The 17,736-nt window shown below is 73.2% G+C and carries 5 protein-coding genes; 1 reads left to right on the plus strand and 4 read right to left on the minus strand.

Translation table 11 applies throughout. The features are described 5' to 3' along the window. Positions 1–20 precede the first annotated feature (20 nt). Positions 21–3,155, plus strand: a complete 3,135-nt coding sequence (locus tag IEY79_RS22885; protein WP_373292599.1) for a type I polyketide synthase — start codon at positions 21–23, stop codon at positions 3,153–3,155. A gap of 207 nt (positions 3,156–3,362) precedes the next feature. On the opposite strand, the gene thiO is transcribed toward IEY79_RS22885, so the two are convergent. Genes thiO through IEY79_RS22905 form a run of 4 tightly spaced genes read right to left on the minus strand, consistent with a single transcriptional unit; the run spans position 3,363 to position 17,668 of the window. Then, entirely contained in the window at positions 3,363–4,454 is a 1,092-nt protein-coding gene (gene thiO, locus IEY79_RS22890) for a glycine oxidase ThiO (protein WP_189109437.1), read from the minus strand. Further along, complete coding sequence (locus tag IEY79_RS22895) at positions 4,451–6,538, minus strand: type I polyketide synthase (RefSeq protein ID WP_189109438.1); 2,088 nt, start codon at positions 6,536–6,538, stop codon at positions 4,451–4,453. Before IEY79_RS22895 ends, thiO begins: the two co-directional genes overlap by 4 nt. A 31-nt stretch (positions 6,539–6,569) precedes the next feature. Then, positions 6,570–7,133, minus strand: coding sequence for an FcoT family thioesterase (locus IEY79_RS22900; protein WP_189109439.1), 564 nt, complete (start codon positions 7,131–7,133; stop codon positions 6,570–6,572). Then, complete coding sequence (locus IEY79_RS22905) at positions 7,130–17,668, minus strand: SDR family NAD(P)-dependent oxidoreductase (RefSeq protein ID WP_444544904.1); 10,539 nt, start codon at positions 17,666–17,668, stop codon at positions 7,130–7,132. The genes IEY79_RS22900 and IEY79_RS22905 overlap by 4 nt, the downstream gene beginning before the upstream one ends. Positions 17,669–17,736: the final 68 nt, after the last annotated feature.

The following is a 17,736-nucleotide window of genomic DNA, read 5'->3' on the forward strand; positions in this document are numbered from 1 at the left end:
CGGCAAAGGAGCGGCGTCGCATCATGAACGAGGACAAACTGCGGGACTACCTGAAGCGGGTGACCGCCGACCTCCAGCGGACCCGCCGGCGGCTGGCCGAGGTGGAGTCGCGGGACAGTGAGCCCATCGCGGTCGTGGGCATGGCCTGCCGGTTCCCCGGCGGGGCCGGCACGCCCGAGGAGCTGTGGGAGCTCGTCGCGGAGGGCCGCGACGCGGTCGGCCCGTTCCCGGACAACCGGGGCTGGGACCTGGAGGAGCTGTACGACGCCGATCCCAACGCGTCAGGGAAGACGTACGCCCGTGAGGGCGGCTTCATCTACGACGCCGACCGTTTCGACTCCGAGTTCTTCGGCATCAGCCCCCGCGAGGCGCTCGCCCTCGACCCCCAGCAGCGACTGCTGCTGGAGGTGACGTGGGAGAGCCTGGAGAGCGCCGGGCTGGCGCCGGCCGAGCTGCGTGGCAGCCGTACCGGGGTATTCAGCGGCGTCTCCGGGCACGAGTACGCGTCGCTGATCCACCAGGGCCCCGAGGATGTCGAGGGGCACCTGCTCACCGGCACCACCCTCAGCGTGGCCTCCGGGCGGATCGCGTACACGCTAGGGCTGGAGGGTCCGGCGGTCACCGTCGACACCGCCTGCTCCTCCTCGCTGGTGGCCCTGCACCTGGCCTGCCAGTCACTGCGGAGCGGTGAGTCCACCATGGCTCTGGCCGGTGGCGCCGCGGTGATGCCGACACCGGGAATGTTCGTGGAGTTCAGCCGACAGCGCGGTCTGGCGCCCGACGGCCGGTGCAAGTCGTTCGCGGGCGCCGCCGACGGCACGATCTGGGCCGAGGGCGTGGGTGTCGTACTGCTGGAGCGGCTGTCGGACGCCGAGGCCAACGGACACCGGGTGCTTGCCGTCATCCGCGGCTCGGCGGTCAACCAGGACGGCAAGAGCAGCCAGTTGAGCGCGCCCAACGGGCCGGCTCAGCAGCGGGTCATCCAGGCCGCCCTGGCTGTCGCGGGGCTCACTGCCGACCAGGTCGACGCGGTCGAAGGACATGGCACGGGAACGCCCCTCGGCGACCCGATCGAGGCCCAGGCGCTCCTCGCGACGTACGGCCAGAGTCATGGGGCGGACCAGCCGCTGTGGCTGGGGTCGTTGAAGTCGAACATCGGTCACGCCCAGGCCGCCGCCGGTATCGGCGGAGTCATCAAGATGATCCAGGCCATGCGGCACGGCACCCTGCCCAGGACGCTCCACGTCGACGAGCCCAGCCCCCAGACCGACTGGACCACCGGCAACGTACGGCTCCTCACCGAGGCGCGCGCCTGGCCGGAGACCGACCACCCGCGCCGCTCCGCCGTCTCCTCCTTCGGCATCAGCGGCACCAACGCCCATCTGATCCTTGAGGAAGCCCCCACTCCGGCCGATCCGGCGCCGGGCACGACGCCGGAGACCACCACGGTCCCCTGGCTCCTGTCCGCCAAGACCGAGCAGGGCCTCCGGGAGCAGGCGCAGCGCCTGGTCGACCACGTGACCGAGCACCCGGATCTCCGGCCCGCCGACATCGCGTACTCCCTGGTCGCCACCCGGACCGCCTTCGAGCACCAGGCGGCGGTGGTCGGCAAGACCCGTGACGAACTGGTCGAGAGTCTGCGCACGCTCGCCCAGGACTCCGGTGCCGCCTCCCTCCAGGGGCACTCCCGCTCGAAGAAGGTCGCCTTCCTCTTCACCGGCCAGGGTGCCCAGCACCCGGGCATGGGCCGGGGGCTCTACGACGCGTACCCGGTCTTCCGGGAGGCGTTCGACGAGGTGTGCGCCAACCTGGACCGGCATCTGAAGGCCGAAGTCCCGGTCAGGGAAGTCGTCTTCGCGGACGACCCCACGCTCCTCAACCAGACCCGCTACACCCAGCCCGCCCTCTTCGCCTTCCAGACGGCCCTCACCCGGCTCCTGGCCGCCGACTTCGGCGTCACGCCCACGCATCTCATCGGTCACTCGATCGGCGAGATCGCCGCGGCCCACACGGCGGGGATCCTCTCGCTGGACGACGCCTGCCGGCTGGTCGCCGCCCGCGGCTCGCTGATGCAGGCCCTGCCCGGCGGCGGCGCCATGCTCGCCGTCGAGGCGACCGAGGAGGAGGTGATCCCGCATCTCACCGAGCGTGTGGGTATCGCCGCCGTCAACGGCGCCCGTTCCGTCGTCGTCTCCGGCGACGAGGAGGACGTCAACAACATCGGGCTGGAGTTCACCGCCCAGGGGCGGCGCACCCGCCGGCTGACGGTGAGCCACGCCTTCCACTCCCCGCACATGGACCCGATACTCGGGGACTTCCACGACATCGCCGGGACGCTGGCCTACCACGCGCCCCGGATCCCCCTCGTCTCGACCGTCACCGGCCGTCCGGCCGGCTCCGAGATCATCGGCGCGGCCTACTGGACCGATCACATCCGCAACACCACCCGCTTCCTGGACGGGCTCAACCAGCTCCAGGAGCAGGGCGTCACCACCTTCCTGGAGATCGGTCCCGACGGCGTACTCACCGCGCTCACCCGCTCCGCGCTGCCCAACGCCACCGCCGTACCGCTGCTGCGTCCGAACCTTCCCGAGCCGGCCACACTCCTGGGCGGCCTGGTCCAGGCCCATGTGTGCGGAGCCGCCGTCGACTGGGCCGGGTTCCTCGCGGCACGCGGGGCGCGGACCGTCAGCCTTCCGACGTACGCCTTCCAGCGCCGCCGCCACTGGCTGGAGGTGCCCGACCCGACCGGTTCGGCAGCGGGTCTCGGCCTGGAGCCGGCCTCGCATCCGCTGCTGGCCACGGCCACCGAACTCCCGGACGGTACACGGCTGTTCACGGGCCGGGTCACGCTGGCCGGCCACGCGTGGCTGGCGGACCACACCGTCATGGGGACGGTGATCCTCCCGGGCACGGCCTTCGTCGAGCTGGCGCTGCACGCCGCGCAGACGGTGGGTCTCGACGAGATCGCGGAGCTCGTCCTGAACGCGCCCGTCACCTTCGGGTCGCAGTCCGCCGCTCTTCTCCAGGTGATCGTGGGGCCCGACGACCCGTCGGCGGGCCGCTCGCTCACCATCAGGTCACGCTCGGAGGAGGACCACTCCTGGACCGACAACGCGACGGGCACCCTGAGCGCCCTCACGGCGGTCCACTGACCCCCGGGGTCCGGAGTCCGGAAGAACGACACCGGCAGCCGTCCACGATGCCCGAGAGGGCGCGTGGGCGGCTGTCGGTCTCTGTGCTGCCTGTGTGTTCGACGGGCTCCCGCGCCCGGGCGAGTCACGCGCGCACGGAAACGTCCTCCCTCCCCGCACGATCGCCGCGTCGCGGCTTGCGGGGAGGGAGGACGTCGGAGGGGTCCGTCAGGAGAAGCGGAGCGGGGTGAACGGCGGCGCCGAGTCGTGCGGGGTGGTGTCCGTCAGGTACGAGGCCATGATCGAGGCCGTGATGGGAGTGAGCTGGACGCCCATCCGGAAGTGGCCGGAGGCCATGTACACGTCCGGTACCGCGGTCGGGCCGATGACCGGGAGCCCGTCGGGCGAGGCGGGGCGGAGCCCGGCGCCGATCTCCGCGAAGCGCAGGGAGCCGACGCCGGGGATGAACTTGGCCACCCGGGTCAGCAGGCTCTGGGTGCCTTCGGCCGTGACCGTCTCGTCGTAACCGGTCTCCTCGTAGGTGGAGCCGACGACGAGCTCACCGTCCAGGCGGGGCACCAGGTACAGGGACGCGCCGCCCGTGGAGAGGGCACGCGACGTCAGGTTGAGCAGCGGCGTCTCGGAGTGCAGACGGAGGATCTGGCCCTTGACGGGACGGATCTCCGGGATCGCGCCCTCGGGCAGGCCCTCGATCTGGTGCGTCCAGCAGCCGGCGGCCAGCACGACGCGGTCGAAGGGGACCTTGTCGCCGTTGTCGAGGACGACGGTGTGGTCCTCGACGCGGGTGGCACCCCTGCGGATGACGGTGCCGCCCAGGGCTTCGATGGCCGTGATCAGCGCGGGCTGGAGGATGCGCGGGTCGACGGCGCCGTCGTCCGGCATCAGCACGCCGGCGAGCACGGGCCCGAAGGCCGGCTGGAGCTTGGCGCACTCCTCGGGGCTGAGGCGTTCGGCGTGGATACCGAGCGACTCCTGGAAGGCGAACTGCTGGTCGAGGTCGCGCAGGGCGTCCTCGTCGAACGCCACGTCCAGTACGCCGTCCCGGCGGAAGCCGGCGGGAGCGAACTCCTCCAGCTCGGCGATGAAGGACGGGTAGAGGTCGCGGGAGGCCAGGCAGAGGCGCAGCAGCTCCTCCTGTTCGTAGAGCTGTCCGCTGTGACCGGGGAGCATGCCGGCGGAGGCGTGGGACGCCTTGCTGCCGGGGGCCGGGTCGATCACCGTGACGGAGACGCCTTCACGCGCGGCCCGCCATGCGGTGGCCAGGCCGATGACGCCACCGCCGACGACAACAGTTTTCATGAATTGCTCTCCTGGAGGAGTTGACGCAGATGGGAGGCGAGACCTGCGGGTGTCGGATGGTCGAAGACGAGGGTCGCGGGCAGGCGCAGCCCAGTGGCGGCCGCCAGATGGCGGCTGAGTTCGAGGTTGCCGATGGAGTCCAGGCCGATCTCGCCGAACTCCCGGTCCGGGTCGATGTCGTCGGCGCTGTCGTAGCCGAGGACGGTGGCGGCCACGGCGCGGACGAACTCCACCGCCGCGGCGTCGCGTTCGTCGTCCGGCAGGTCGGCGAGACGGCTGACCAGTGTGTCGGTCACGCCGTGCTTGCCGGTGCGGGCGGGCGCCAGCTCTTCCAGGACGGCCGGGATGTCGCCGGTGAGGCCCGCCTCGTTGAGGCGGACGGGCGAGAGGACCGCGTCGTCGCCGGAGAGCGCCACGTCGAAGAGGGCCAGGCCCTGGTCGTACCCGAGGGGGGCGAAGCCGGAGCGCTTCATACGGTTGCGGTCGGCGGCCGACAGGTCGGAGCCCATGCCGCCCTCGCTCTCCCACAGACCCCAGGCGAGGGACATGCCCTGGAGGCCGTGGGTGCGGCGGTGGTGCGCGAGCGCGTCGAGTACGGCGTTGGCGGCGGCGTAGTTGGCCTGTCCGGCGTTGCCGGCCAGCCCCGCCACGGAGGAGAACATCACGAACACGCAGTCCGGGTCCCGGATCAGCTCGTGCAGGTGGAGCGCGGCGTCGACCTTGGGGCGCAGGACCTTGTCGAGTCCGCGCGGGGTGAGGGTGCCGACCGCGGCGTCGGCCAGCACACCCGCGGTGTGGATGACGGCGGACGGCGCGGGGATGCCGGCCAGCGCGCGCTCCAGGGAGGGCCGGTCGGCGGCGTCGCAGGCGATCACGTCGGCGCGGGCGCCCAACTCGTCGAGTTCGGCGACCAGTTCGGCGGCGCCGGGCGCGTCGGGACCGCGCCGGCTGAGCAGGACGAGGTGTTTGACGTCGTGCCGGGTGACCAGGTGCCGGGCGAACAGGCGGCCGAGCGCTCCGGTGCCGCCGGTGATCACCACGGTGCCGGTGAGGCTCTTGCGCCCCTGCGGGGGCGGGCACCGTACGAGGCGCGGCCGGAGCAGCGAGCCCTGGCGTACGGCGAGCTGCGGCTCGTCGGAGGCCACGGCGGCGACGAGGGCGCGGCCGGAGTTGCCGGGGTCGTCGACGTCGACCAGCACGAAGCGGCCGGGGTGCTCGGACTGGGCGCTGCGGAGCAGACCCCAGACGGCGGCGCCCGACACGTCGGAGAGGTCCTCCTCGGCGCGGGCCGCGACGGCTCCGCTGCTGACGAGGACGAGACGGGACTTGGCCAGGCGGTCGTCGGCCAGCCACTCCTGTACGAGCATCAGGGCGCGCTGCGCGGCCGAGCGCACGGGCGAGTCCTCGTCCGTGCAGGAGACGACGACCACGTCCGGCACGGAGGTGCCCTCGCGCAGCACGGAGTCGAGCTCGCTCAGTGAGGGGTAGGAGTCGAACGAGCGGCGGGTGGCCTTGAGCGCGCCGGTGAGTCCGATGCGGTCGGTGCCGAGGAATCCCCAGTGCAGCTGGTCGGCGTGGTCGCTCTGCTGGACGACGGACTTCCAGGCGACGCGCAGCAGTTGGGTGCGCTGCGCGGCGGCATCGAGCTGATCGGCCGTGACGGCTCGCCTGACGAGGGTGCCGACCGTGGCGACCGGTTCGCCGTCGTCGCCGGTGAGCGCCAGGGAGACGCCTCCGTCGCCGGGGACGGTGTGGATACGGACGGCGCGGACGCCCGTCCGGTGGACGCGTATCCCCCGCAGCGCGAAGGGCAGGAACGTCCTGTCGTCGCGTTCGAGGTCAGGCACCAGCGCCGCTTGCAGCGCGGTGTCGAGGAGCGCCGGGTGGAGGAGGTAGTCGTCGCCGCCGGCCGTGCTGTCGAGCGCGGAGTCGGCGTAGACCTCCTCGCCGTGCGACCACACCGACCGCAGGCCCCGGAACGCGGGCCCGTACTGGAGCCCGCGGTCGGCGAAGCGGCTGTAGAGGTGCTCGATGTCGACCTCACGGACTCCGTCAGGAAGCCCGGGCCGTTCTGCTTTGCTCATTGTCGCTTCCTTCGCGAAGTCCGGACGGGGGTCAGATCACGGGCGGGTTGGTGACGGCGGCGGTGACCTCGCCGTGGCTCTCGCCACCGTGCTCGTCGGCGTAGTGGCACCGGGTCCGCAGGATCACCAGGGCTTCGCGCAGGTCGTTGGCGTCCCACTCGGCGATGTCGACAATCTCGATCTCGCCCTTGAAGCGGCGGCCGCGCATGGCCTTGCGGAAGGTGCTCTTGAAGTCGGTGATGAAGACGTCGGCGAGCTGCCGGGTCCAGAACTGGTCAAGCGTCCACCGGGAGAAGGGCTCGACCAGCGATTCCTTCACCGACTTGGCCATCAGGTAGTAGGCCATCTGGTTGAAGCAGATGTTGAACTCGACCGAGTTGAAGTGCCCGGTGTCGTCGATGTAGCAGGACTCGGGGATCTCGAAGGTGCACGCGGCGGAGAGTCGTCCGCCGTCGCGGGGGTCGCCTTCGGAGGTGACCGTGGCCGAGGTGAGGTACTCGCACCGCTTGGCCCGGTAGGGGGTCAGCACACGGTGCAGGAGTTCCTCGTCGGTGGCGAATACGCTCCGGTCGGTGTCGTCGAGCAGCTGGGTCATGTGGGGTCTCCTGATCGTCGCGCGGTGCGGAGAAGTTCGGCCAGGTCCATGCTCTGGATCGCGGCGGTGCGGTCCTCGGTGTCCTCGGCCGGCTCCGGCTCGGGTTCCGGTTCGTTGATCGCCATTTCCTCGAGCAGATGCCTGGTGAGGACGAGCGCCGTCGGGTGGTCGAAGACGATCGTCGCGGGCAGGCGCTCCCCGACGGCCTCACCGAGGCCGTTGCGGAACTTCACGGCGGCGAGGGAGTCGAAGCCCATGTCGCGGAACGACCGTTCGGCGTCGACCTCGTCGGCGTCGGCGAAGCCGAGGGTGGCGGCGGCCTGGGCGCGCACCACGTCGAGCAGCGCCTGTTCGCGGCGGGTCGGCGTGAGCCGGGCCAGCCGGTCGCGCAGGCTCTCGGCGGGTTCGGCGGCCGGCGCGGCGACGTCGACGACACGGCGGGCCGGGCCGCGTACCAGGTCGCGCATCAGATACGGCACGTCGGCGCGGCTCTGCCCGCTCAGGTCGAGCCGGACAGGTGCCAGGAACGCCCGGTCGAGCGCTCCCGCCGCGTCCAGCATCGCCAGTCCCTCCTGGGAGGCGATGGGCAGGACGCCGTCGTTCTGCATGACGGCCACGTCGGCCTCGGCCAGTTCGCCGGTCATACCGCTGGCCTCCTCCCACAGTCCCCAGGCGAGCGACTGTGCGGGCAGCCCGTTCGCGCGCCGGTGCGCGGCGAGGCCGTCGAGGAAGGTGTTGGCGGCGGCGTAGTTGCCCTGGCCCGCGCCTCCGGTCACGCCGGCGGCGGACGAGAAGAGTACGAAGGCCGAGAGGTCCTGGTCCGCGGTGAGTTCATGCAGGTTCAGCGCCGCGTCGACCTTGGGGCGCATCACCGCGGCCATCTTCTCCGGTGTCAGCGAGGAGATGATCCCGTCGTCGAGGACGCCCGCGGTGTGGACGACTCCGGCGATGGTGCGGTCGGTCAGTACGGCGGCCAGCGCGTCCCGGTCGGCGGTGTCGCAGGCGACCACCTCGACGCGCGCGCCGAGTCCGGTGAGTTCGCCGGAGAGTGCGGCGGCGCCGGGTGCGTCGGGGCCGCGCCGGCTGGTGAGCAGCAGGTCGGTGACGCCGTGGGCGGTGACCAGGTGCCGGGCGACGAGGCTGCCCAGGGTGCCGGTGCCGCCGGTGATCAGTACGGTGCCCGGCCGGTCGCCGAAGACGGTGGCTGCGGTGCCCCGGTCGCCGGTGACCCGGGCGAGGCGGGGGCGGAGCACGGCATCGTGCCGGATGGCGAGCTGGGCTTCGCCGGTGGCGACCGACGGGCCGAGATCGATGGCGGTGTCCTCGGCGCCGGGGTCCAGGTCGATCAGGACGACGCGGCCGGGGTTCTCCGTCTGGGCGCTGCGGACGAGGCCCCAGACGGCCGCTCCGGCGAGGTCGGTGACGTCCTCGTCGGCGACCTGGACGGCGCCCCGGGTGACGACGGCCAGTACGGCGTCCTCGGCGCCGTCCTCCAGCCAGGACCGGAGGACACCGAGCGTCGCGGCGGTCTCGGTGTGGGCCGCCTCGGCGGTGTTGCCGCCCGCGACGCGGTGCACGACCGTACGGGGGGCGGAGCCGCCCGGCGCGGCGGGTGCCCACACGAGCTCGAACAGTGAGTCGTCGTACGCGCCTGCCTGGGCCGGCCCGCCCGCGGCCACCGGCCGCAGGACGAGCGACTCGACGGACGCGACGGGGCGGCCGGCGGTGTCGGTGAGGCGCAGTGCGACCTCGTCCTCGCCCAGGCGGGTCATCCGCAGTCTGAGCGCGGCGGCTCCGGACGCGTGCAGGTCGACCCGGGTCCAGGCGAACGGCAGCGTGACCCGTTCGGCATCGGTGGCCAGCAGCGCGGTGGCGTGCAGGGCGGCGTCGAGTACGGCCGGGTGGAGCCCGAACCGCTGGGCCTCGGCGGCGGCCCGCTCGGGCAGCGCGATGTCCGCGAACACCTCGTCACCGGAGCGCCAGGCGGCGCGCATGCCCTGGAACACCTCGCCGTAGACGAGGCCGTCCTCGGAGATGGGCTCGTAGAAGCCGGTGAGGTCGAGCGGTTCGGCGCCCGGCGGCGGCCAGGAGGCCGGCTCGTGGGCCGGTTCGGGACCGGCGTCGGCGAGGGTGCCCTGGGCGTGCCGGGTCCAGACGGTGTCGGCGGGGGCGTTGTCGGGCCGCGAGTGGATGGACACGGTGCGCAGGTCGGCGTCGACGGTGACCTGGATGGCCACGCCGCCGCGTTCGGGCACGACGAGAGGTGCCTCCAGGGTCAGCTCGTCCACGCGTCCCCGGCCGACCTCGTCCCCGGCCCGGACGGCCAGTTCCACGAAGCCCGATCCGGGGAACAGCATGGTGCCGCCGACGACATGGTCCGCGAGCCACGGCTGCGCGGAGAGCGACAGGCGTCCGGTGAGCAGCACTCCCCCGGCCCCGGCGAGCGGTACCGCCGCGCCGAGCAGCGGGTGGTCGGCGGGCTGCTGGCCGACGCCCAGCGCGTCGCCGGGCTGCTCGGTCATGTGGAGCCAGTAGCGCTTGCGCTGGAAGGGGTAGGTGGGCAGGTCGACGCGCCGGGCGCCGGTCCCGGCGAACTGGCTCTCCCAGTCGACGGCCGCGCCCCGCACGTACGCCTCGGCCAGCGAGGTGAGGAACTCGCGCGGGCTGCCGGAGTCGCGGCGCAGTGTGCCCACGAGCGTGGCGGCGACCCCGGCGGACTCGGCGGTCTCGTCGAGTCCGGTGAGCAGACCCGGGTGCGGGCTGGCCTCGACGAAGATCTCGAAGCCGTCGGCCAGCAGCGCCCGGGTGGTCTCCTCGAACCGGACGGTCCTGCGCAGGTTCTCGTACCAGTACTCGGCGCCGAGGCTCTCGGTGTCCAGCGGTCCGGCGGTGACGGTGGAGTAGAACGGGACGGAGGAGGTACGCGGCGTCAGTCCGGTGAGTTCGGTGAGCAGCCGGTCGCGGATCTCCTCCACGAAGACCGAGTGCGAGGCGTAGTCCACGGGGATACGGCGGGCCTGGACACCGTCGGTGTCCAGCCTGGCGCGCAGTTCGTCGAGGGCTTCCGGGCTGCCGCACACGACGACGGAGCCGGGGCCGTTGACGACGGCCAGTTGGAGGCGGCCGTCCCATTCGGCGAGGTACTTGGCGGCGTTGTCGGAGGACAGCGCGACCGACATCATGCCGCCGCGGCCCGCGAGGTCCTGGCGGATGACCTGGCTGCGCAGGGCGACGACGCGGGCGCCGTCCTCCAGCGACAGCGCGCCCGCCACGCAGGCGGCGGCGATCTCGCCCTGCGAGTGGCCGACCACGGCGGCCGGTTCGACGCCGGCGGCGCGCCAGGCCTCGGCCAGCGACACCATCAGCGCCCACAGCGTGGGCTGTACGACATCGACGGCGTCCAGGACCGGTGCGCCGGGGGCGCCGTGCAGCACGTCGAGCAGGTTCCAGTCGACGTACGGCTCCAGGGCCTTGGCGCATTCGCCGAGGCGGGTCGCGAACGCCGGTGAGTGCTCCAGCAGTTCGACGCCCATGCCCTGCCACTGCGAGCCCTGCCCGGGGAAGACCAGTACGGCGCGCGAGTCGCCGCGCCGTACGCCCTGGACGAGGGAGGGGTGCGAGTTCCCGGCGGCCAGCGCGTCGAGCCCGGCGAGCAGGCCGTCACGGTCGGCGTCCACGATCACGGCGCGGTGTTCCAGGGCGGCGCGACCGCGCACGAGCGTGGCGGCGACGTCGAGTTCGTCCACGTCGTCGTGGTCGCGCAGATGAGCCGCGATCCTCGCCGCCTGGTCGCGCAGCGCCTCGGGCGACGAACCGGACACGGTCAGCGGCAGGATGGCGGGGCGCTCGCCGCGCGGTTCCACGGGTGCGGGTGCCGGTGCCTGCTCGACGATCACGTGCGCGTTGGTGCCGCTGACGCCGAACGAGGACACCGCGGCGCGGCGCGGGCGGCCGTCGGCCGGCCACTCCCTGCGCTCGCCGAGCAGTTCGACGGCGCCCTCGGTCCAGTCGATGTGCGGGGAGGGCGTCTCGGCGTGCAGGGTGGCGGGCAGTACGCCGTTGCGTATGGCCATGACCATCTTGATGACGCCGGCGACACCGGCGGCGGCCTGGGTGTGTCCGAGGTTGGACTTGACCGAGCCGAGCCACAGCGGGTCACCGTTCCGGCGTTCCTGGCCGTAGGTCGCCATCAGCGCCTGGGCCTCGATCGGGTCGCCGAGGGTGGTGCCGGTGCCGTGGCCCTCGACCGCGTCGATGTCGGCGAGGGTGAGTCCGGCGGAGGCCACGGCCTGCCGGATGACCCGCTGCTGGGCGGGGCCGTTGGGCGCCGACAGACCGTTGGACGCGCCGTCCTGGTTGACGGCCGAGCCGCGGATCACCGCGAGCACCGGGTGTCCGGCGCGGCGCGCGTCCGAGAGGCGTTCGAGCAGCAGCAGTCCCGCGCCCTCGCCCCAGCCGGTGCCGTCGGCGGACGCGCCGTACGCCTTGCAGCGGCCGTCGGCGGCCAGGCCGCTCTGCAGGCTCATCCCGACGAATGTCTCGGGGGTGGCCATCACGGTGACACCACCGGCCAGGGCGAGCGAGCACTCGCCCTGCCGCAGCGACTGCATGGCCCAGTGCATGGCCACCAGGGAGGAGGAGCAGGCGGTGTCGATGGTGACCGCGGGGCCGGTGAGACCGAGGGTGTAGGAGATTCGGCCGGAGGCGATACTGCCCAGTCCGCCGCCGTCGGTGAAGCCGGCCAGGTCCTCGGGGACGGTGCCGGGGCGGTTGGACCAGTCGTGGTTCATGACCCCGGCGAAGACGCCGGCGGCGGTGCCCTTCAGTGAGAGCGGGTCGATACCGCCCCGCTCCAGGGCCTCCCAGGCGACCTCCAGGAGCAGGCGGTGCTGGGGGTCCATGGCCTGGGCCTCCTTCGGGCTGATACCGAAGAAGGCGGGATCGAAGTCGGCGGCGTCGTGGAGGAAGCCGCCCTCCCGGGTGTACGTCGTGCCGTGCTTGCCGGGCTCGGGGTCGTAGATGTCCTCGGTGTGCCAGTCCCGGTCCTCGGGGAACGGCGTAATGGCGTCGGTGCCTTCGGCGACCAGCCGCCACAGCTCCTCGGGGGAGGTCACGCCGCCCGGGTAGCGGCAGCCCATGGCCACGATGGCGATGGGCTCGTCCGTCGCGGCCCGTACGGTGGCCCGCGGCGCGGCGACGACGGGCGCCGCGCCGCGCACGGTTTCCAGCACATGGTCGACCAGGGCGCGCGGGGTCGGGTGGTCGAAGATCAGCGTGGAGGTGAGCCGCAGCCCGGTGGCCGAACCGAGCGCGTTACGCAGCTCGATGGCGGCCAGCGAGTCGAAGCCCAGCTCGGTGAAGGCGCGGCGGGGGTCGATCGCGGTGCCGCTGTCGTGGCCGAGGACGGCGGCGATCTGCGTCCGGACCAGATCGAGGACGATCCGCTCGCGTTCGGCGTCCGGCTTCCCGGCGAGGCGGTCGGCCAGCGCTCCGCCGGGACCGTTCGCGGCCGCCGCCGCGGCGGTGTTCCGCCGGGCGGGCGCGCGGACCAGGCCGCGCAGCATCGGCGGGATGCCCTCGGTACGGGCCCGCAGCGCGGGTGCGTCGAGGCGCAGCGGGACAAGTGCGGGCGCGCCGGTGAGCAGCGCCTGGTCGAGGAGGGCGAGGTTCTCCTCGGAGTTCAGGGCGGGAAGCCCGGATCGCTCGGCGCGGCGCAGCGTCACCTCGTCGAGGCGCGCGCCCATTCCGGCGTCGCCCGCCCACAGGTTCCAGGCGAGGGCGGTCGCGGGGAGGCCCTCGGCGGCGCGGTGCTCCGCGAGGGCGTCCAGGAAGGCGTTGGCGGCCGCGTAGTTGCCCTGCCCGGCGGACTCCAGGGTGCCGGCCGCGGAGGAGAAGAGCACGAACGCGGCGAGCGGGAGGTCCCGGGTCAGCTCGTGCAGGTGCCAGGCGCCGTCGGCCTTGCCGTGGAAGACGGCGCCGACCTGCTCGGGGGTGAGCGATCCGGCCAGGCCGTCGTTCACGACCCCGGCGCTGTGGACGACACCCGTCAGCGGGTGTTCGCCGGGGATCGTCTCCAGCAGCGCGGCCACGGCGTCGCGGTCGGCGACGTCGCAGGCGGCCACTGTCGCTGTGGCGCCCAACTCGGCCAGTTCGGCGACGAGTTCGGCGGATCCGGGACTGTCGGGGCCGCGTCGTCCGGTGAGCAGGAGGTGCTTGATTCCGTGCTGCTGGACGAGGTGGCGGGCGACGACTCCGCCGAGACCTCCGGTGCCGCCGGTGATCAGCACGGTGCCGTCGGGGTGCCACGCGACGGGGCGCGGGTCCTCGGGTACGGGGGTGCGGGCGAGCCGCGGTACGAGCAGCTCGCCGTCACGCAGGGCGAGTTGCGGCTCTCCGGTGGCCAGGGCGGCTCGCAGCTCGTCCTCGGGGACGTCGCGGTCCGTGCCGACAAGGACGAAACGCCCGGGGTTCTCGGCCTGGGCGGAGCGCACCATCGCCCACAGGGGCGCGAGGGCGAGGTCGTACGGGGCGCCCCGGGTGACGATCGCCAGCCGGGTGTCGTCGCGCAGCGCGTCCTGGATCAGCGTCAGGGCGTGCAGGGTCGCCTCGCGCGCCGCGTCGGCGGGCGCGCCGGGGAAGGCCGCGGGGACGTACGCCAGTTGGAACTCACCGGCGGCGGTGTCCGGCTCCGCCGGGGTCCGGATCCCGGTCCATTCGACGCGCAGCAGCGAGCCGCCTCCCGCGCCGCCGGAGGTCCGTACGCCGTCCATCGGCACGGGCCGCTGGACGAGGGACCGTACGGTGGCGACGGGCGCCCCGCCCGCGTCCGCCAGCTCGACCGTGACCTCGTCCGGTCCCGTCTGGACCAGATGGACACGGACGGCCGTGGCGCCGGAGGCGTGCAGTTCGACGCCGAGCCAGGCGAACGGGAGCCGCACCTGGCCGTCGTCCTCCGGCCCTTCGGCGGCGTGCAGCGAGGCGTCGAGGAGCGCCGGGTGCAGTCCGAAACGGTCGGCGCCCGCCTCGTCGAGGGAGACCTCGGCGAACACCTCGCTCCCCCGACGCCAGGCGGCCTGTACGCGCCGGAACGAGGGCCCGTAGCCGTATCCGCCGGCCGCGTGGCGCTCGTAGAGGTCCTCGATGTCGACCGGCTCCGCGTCGGCCGGCGGCCACTGGGTGAAGACGGCCGGGTCGGCCGTGGCGCCCTGGCCGTGCTCGGTCAGGATGCCGCTGGCGTGACGGGTCCAGTTCTCCTCGCTGCCCGCGGGGCGGGAGTAGATCTCGACCGAGCGGCGGCCCGAGGTGTCGAGCGCGCCGACGACGACCTGGACCTCCACACCGGCGGCGGTGGTGACCGTCAGCGGTGTCTCCAGGGTGAGTTCCTCGACCGCGGCGCAGCCCGCCTCGTCCCCGGCGCGGACGGCCAGTTCGACGAGACCGGTACCGGGTACGAGGACGACGCCCGCGATGACGTGGTCGGCCAGCCACGGCTGGGACCGGGTGGACATCCGGCCGGTGAGGATCAGTCCGTCGGCGCCGGCGAGGTGGACGGCGGTGTCCAGCAGCGGGTGCCCGATCGTGCCCGGCCGGCTGCTTCCGCCGTCCAGCCAGTAGCGCTTGCGCTGGAAGGAGTAGGTGGGCAGCGCGGTGCGGCGGGCGCCGCGGCCGTCGAAGAAGCGGTCCCAGTCCACGGCGACGCCGTGGGCGTGTGCCAGACCGAGCGCGGTGACGGTCTGGCGCTCCTCGTCGTGCCCGTCGCGCAGCAGCGCGGCGAACGCGGCGTCGGCGCCGCCGTCGGCGAGGCACTCACGGCCCATGGCCGACAGGACGGCGTCGGGGCCCAGTTCCAGGTAGGTGGTGACGCCCTGGGACTCCAGGTGGCTCATCTGGTCGGCGAACCGCACCGGCTCGCGTACGTGCCGCACCCAGTGGTCGGCGTCGAACTCGGTGACGGGCTCGCCCGTCAGGTTGGACACGACGGGGATGCGCGGCGGCAGATAGGTCAGGGTCTCGGCGACCCGGCGGAAGTCGTCGAGCATCGGCTCCATGAGCGGCGAGTGGAACGCGTGCGAGACACGCAGCCGGCGCGTCTTGCGTCCTTCCTCGGCGAAGCGGGCGGCGACGGCGAGGACGGCGTCGGTCTCACCGGAGAGCACGACCGCGGCCGGGCCGTTGACGGCTCCGATGCCCACCTTGTCGGTGAGGTACGGGGCGACCTCCGCCTCCGACGCCTGGACGGCGACCATCGCGCCGCCGTTGGGCAGTTCCTGCATCAGCGTGCCGCGCGTGCCGACCAGCAGGGCCGCGTCGGCCAGCGACATGACACCGGCGGCGTGGGCGGCGGCGATCTCACCGATGGAGTGTCCGGTGAGGAGGGCGGGCGTGACGCCCCACGACTCCAGCAGCCGGAACAGGGCGGTCTCGACCGCGAAGAGCGCGGCCTGCGCGTAGCGGGTCTGCTGGAGCAGTTCGGCGCCCGGCGAACCGGGCTCGGCGAACAGCACCTCGCCCAGGGGCTCGTCGAGGTGGAGGTCGAGGTGGTCGGCGGCGTCCTGGAGCGCCCGCGCGAACACCGGGAAGGCACGCACCAGTTCGCGGCCCATGCCGGGACGCTGGCTGCCCTGGCCGGTGAAGAGGAAGGCGGTACGGCCGGTGGCCAGCGTGGTGCCGGTGAGCAGTCCGGGCGCGGTCTCGCCCGTGGCGAGGGCGGTGAGGGCGCGGCGCAGTTCGTCGCGGTCGGCGGCGACGACGGTGGCGCGGTCGCGCAGCGCGGCGCGGGTGGTGGCGACGGAGTACGCGATGTCCAGCGGTGACGCTTCGTCGAGCGTCGCCAGGAGCCGTTCGGCCTGGCCGCGCAGGGCGTCCTGGCCCCGGGCCGACAGCGTGAACGGCACCGGCCGGCCGGCCGGGGGCTGTTCGGCGGCCTCGCCGGTCTCGGTGACGGCGGGCGGGGCCTCGATGATGACGTGGGCGTTGGTGCCGCTCGCGCCGAAGGAGGAGATTCCCGCGCGCTGCGGCGCGTCGGTGGTCTCCCACGGGACGGGCTCGGTGAGGAGCCGGACGGTGCCGTCGGACCAGTCGACGTGCGGGGTCGGCTCGTCCACGTGCAGGGTGCGGGGCAGGGTGCGGTGACGCATCGCCTGGACCATCTTGATGATCCCGGCCGCGCCGGCGGCGGCGCCGGTGTGTCCGATGTTGGACTTCACCGATCCCAGCCACAGGGGGTTGTCGGCGGAGCGTCCGCGTCCGTAGGCGGCTACCAGTGCCTGGCCTTCGATGGGGTCGCCGAGCATGGTGCCGGTGCCGTGGGCCTCGACGGCGTCGATCTCGTCGGGCGTCAGACGCGCGTCGGCGAGCGCCTGGCGGATGACCCGCTGCTGGGCGAGTCCGTTGGGCGCGGAGAGGCCGTTGCTCGCGCCGTCCTGGTTGATGGCGCTGCCCCGGATGACGGCGAGCACGGGGTGTCCGTCGCGCAGCGCGTCGGAGAGCCTGGCGAGGACGAACACGCCCGCGCCCTCGGCGAAGGAGGTGCCGTCCGCCGCGTTGGCGAACGCCTTGATCCGTCCGTCGGGGGCCAGTCCGCGCTGCCGGCTGAAGGTGGTGAACGTGCCGGGGCTGGAGATGACGGTGACGCCACCGGCCAGCGCCAGCCCGCACTCCCCGCCCTGGAGCGAGCGCACGGCCAGGTGAAGGGCCGTCAGCGAGCCGGAGCAGGCGGTGTCGACGGTGAGGGTGGGGCCTTCGAGGCCGAGGGTGTAGGCGACGCGTCCGGACACGACGCTGGGCAGGTTGCCGCCGAGTACGTAGCCGTCGAGACCTTCGGGGGCCTCGTGGGTGCGGGGCCCGTACTCGTGCGGCTCCACACCGATGAACACACCCGAGGGTGTGCCGCGCAGCCGGTCCGGGTCGATGCCGGCGTGCTCCAGCGCCTCCCAGGCGGTCTCCAGCAGCAGCCGCTGCTGGGGGTCCATCGCCAACGCCTCTTTGGGGTTGATCTGGAAGAAGTCGGCGTCGAAGTCCGCGGCGTCCGGCAGGAATCCGCCGTGCCGTACGTAGCTGGAGCCGGTGGCGGAGGGGTCCGGGTTGTAGATGCGGTCGAGGTCCCAGCCGCGGTCGGCGGGGAAGTCGGTGAGCACGTGGGTGTCGTCGGCCACGATGCGCCACAGGTCGTCGGGCGAGGTGACGCCACCGGGGTAGCGGCAGCCGATGCCGACGATCGCGATCGGCTCGCCGAACGCCGACGGGGCGGCGGGCGCGGTGGCCGCCGCCGACTCGTCGGGGGCTCCCGCCCCGGCGGTGCCGTGCACCACGTCCACCAGGTGGTTCGCCAGGGCCACCGGCGTGGGGTGGTCGAAGCCGACGGTGACGGGCAGCTCCACCCCCAGCTCGGCGGTGAGCCGGCGGTGCAGCTGGACCAGGCCCAGTGAGTCCAGGCCTCCCGCCAGGAACGGGTGGTCGGCCGCCACATGGATGGCCCCGTCCCCGTAGGCGTCCGGATCGGCGGCGCGCAGCACGGCTGCGGCTTGCGCCAGCACCAGTTCCAGCATCGCGGCCCTTGACTGCTCGGTCATGTGCATACTCCGCAACGAAGAAGAGGCTTGGA

The sequence above is a fragment of the Streptomyces camponoticapitis genome (assembly GCF_014646115.1).
Lineage (GTDB): Bacteria > Actinomycetota > Actinomycetes > Streptomycetales > Streptomycetaceae > Streptomyces > Streptomyces camponoticapitis.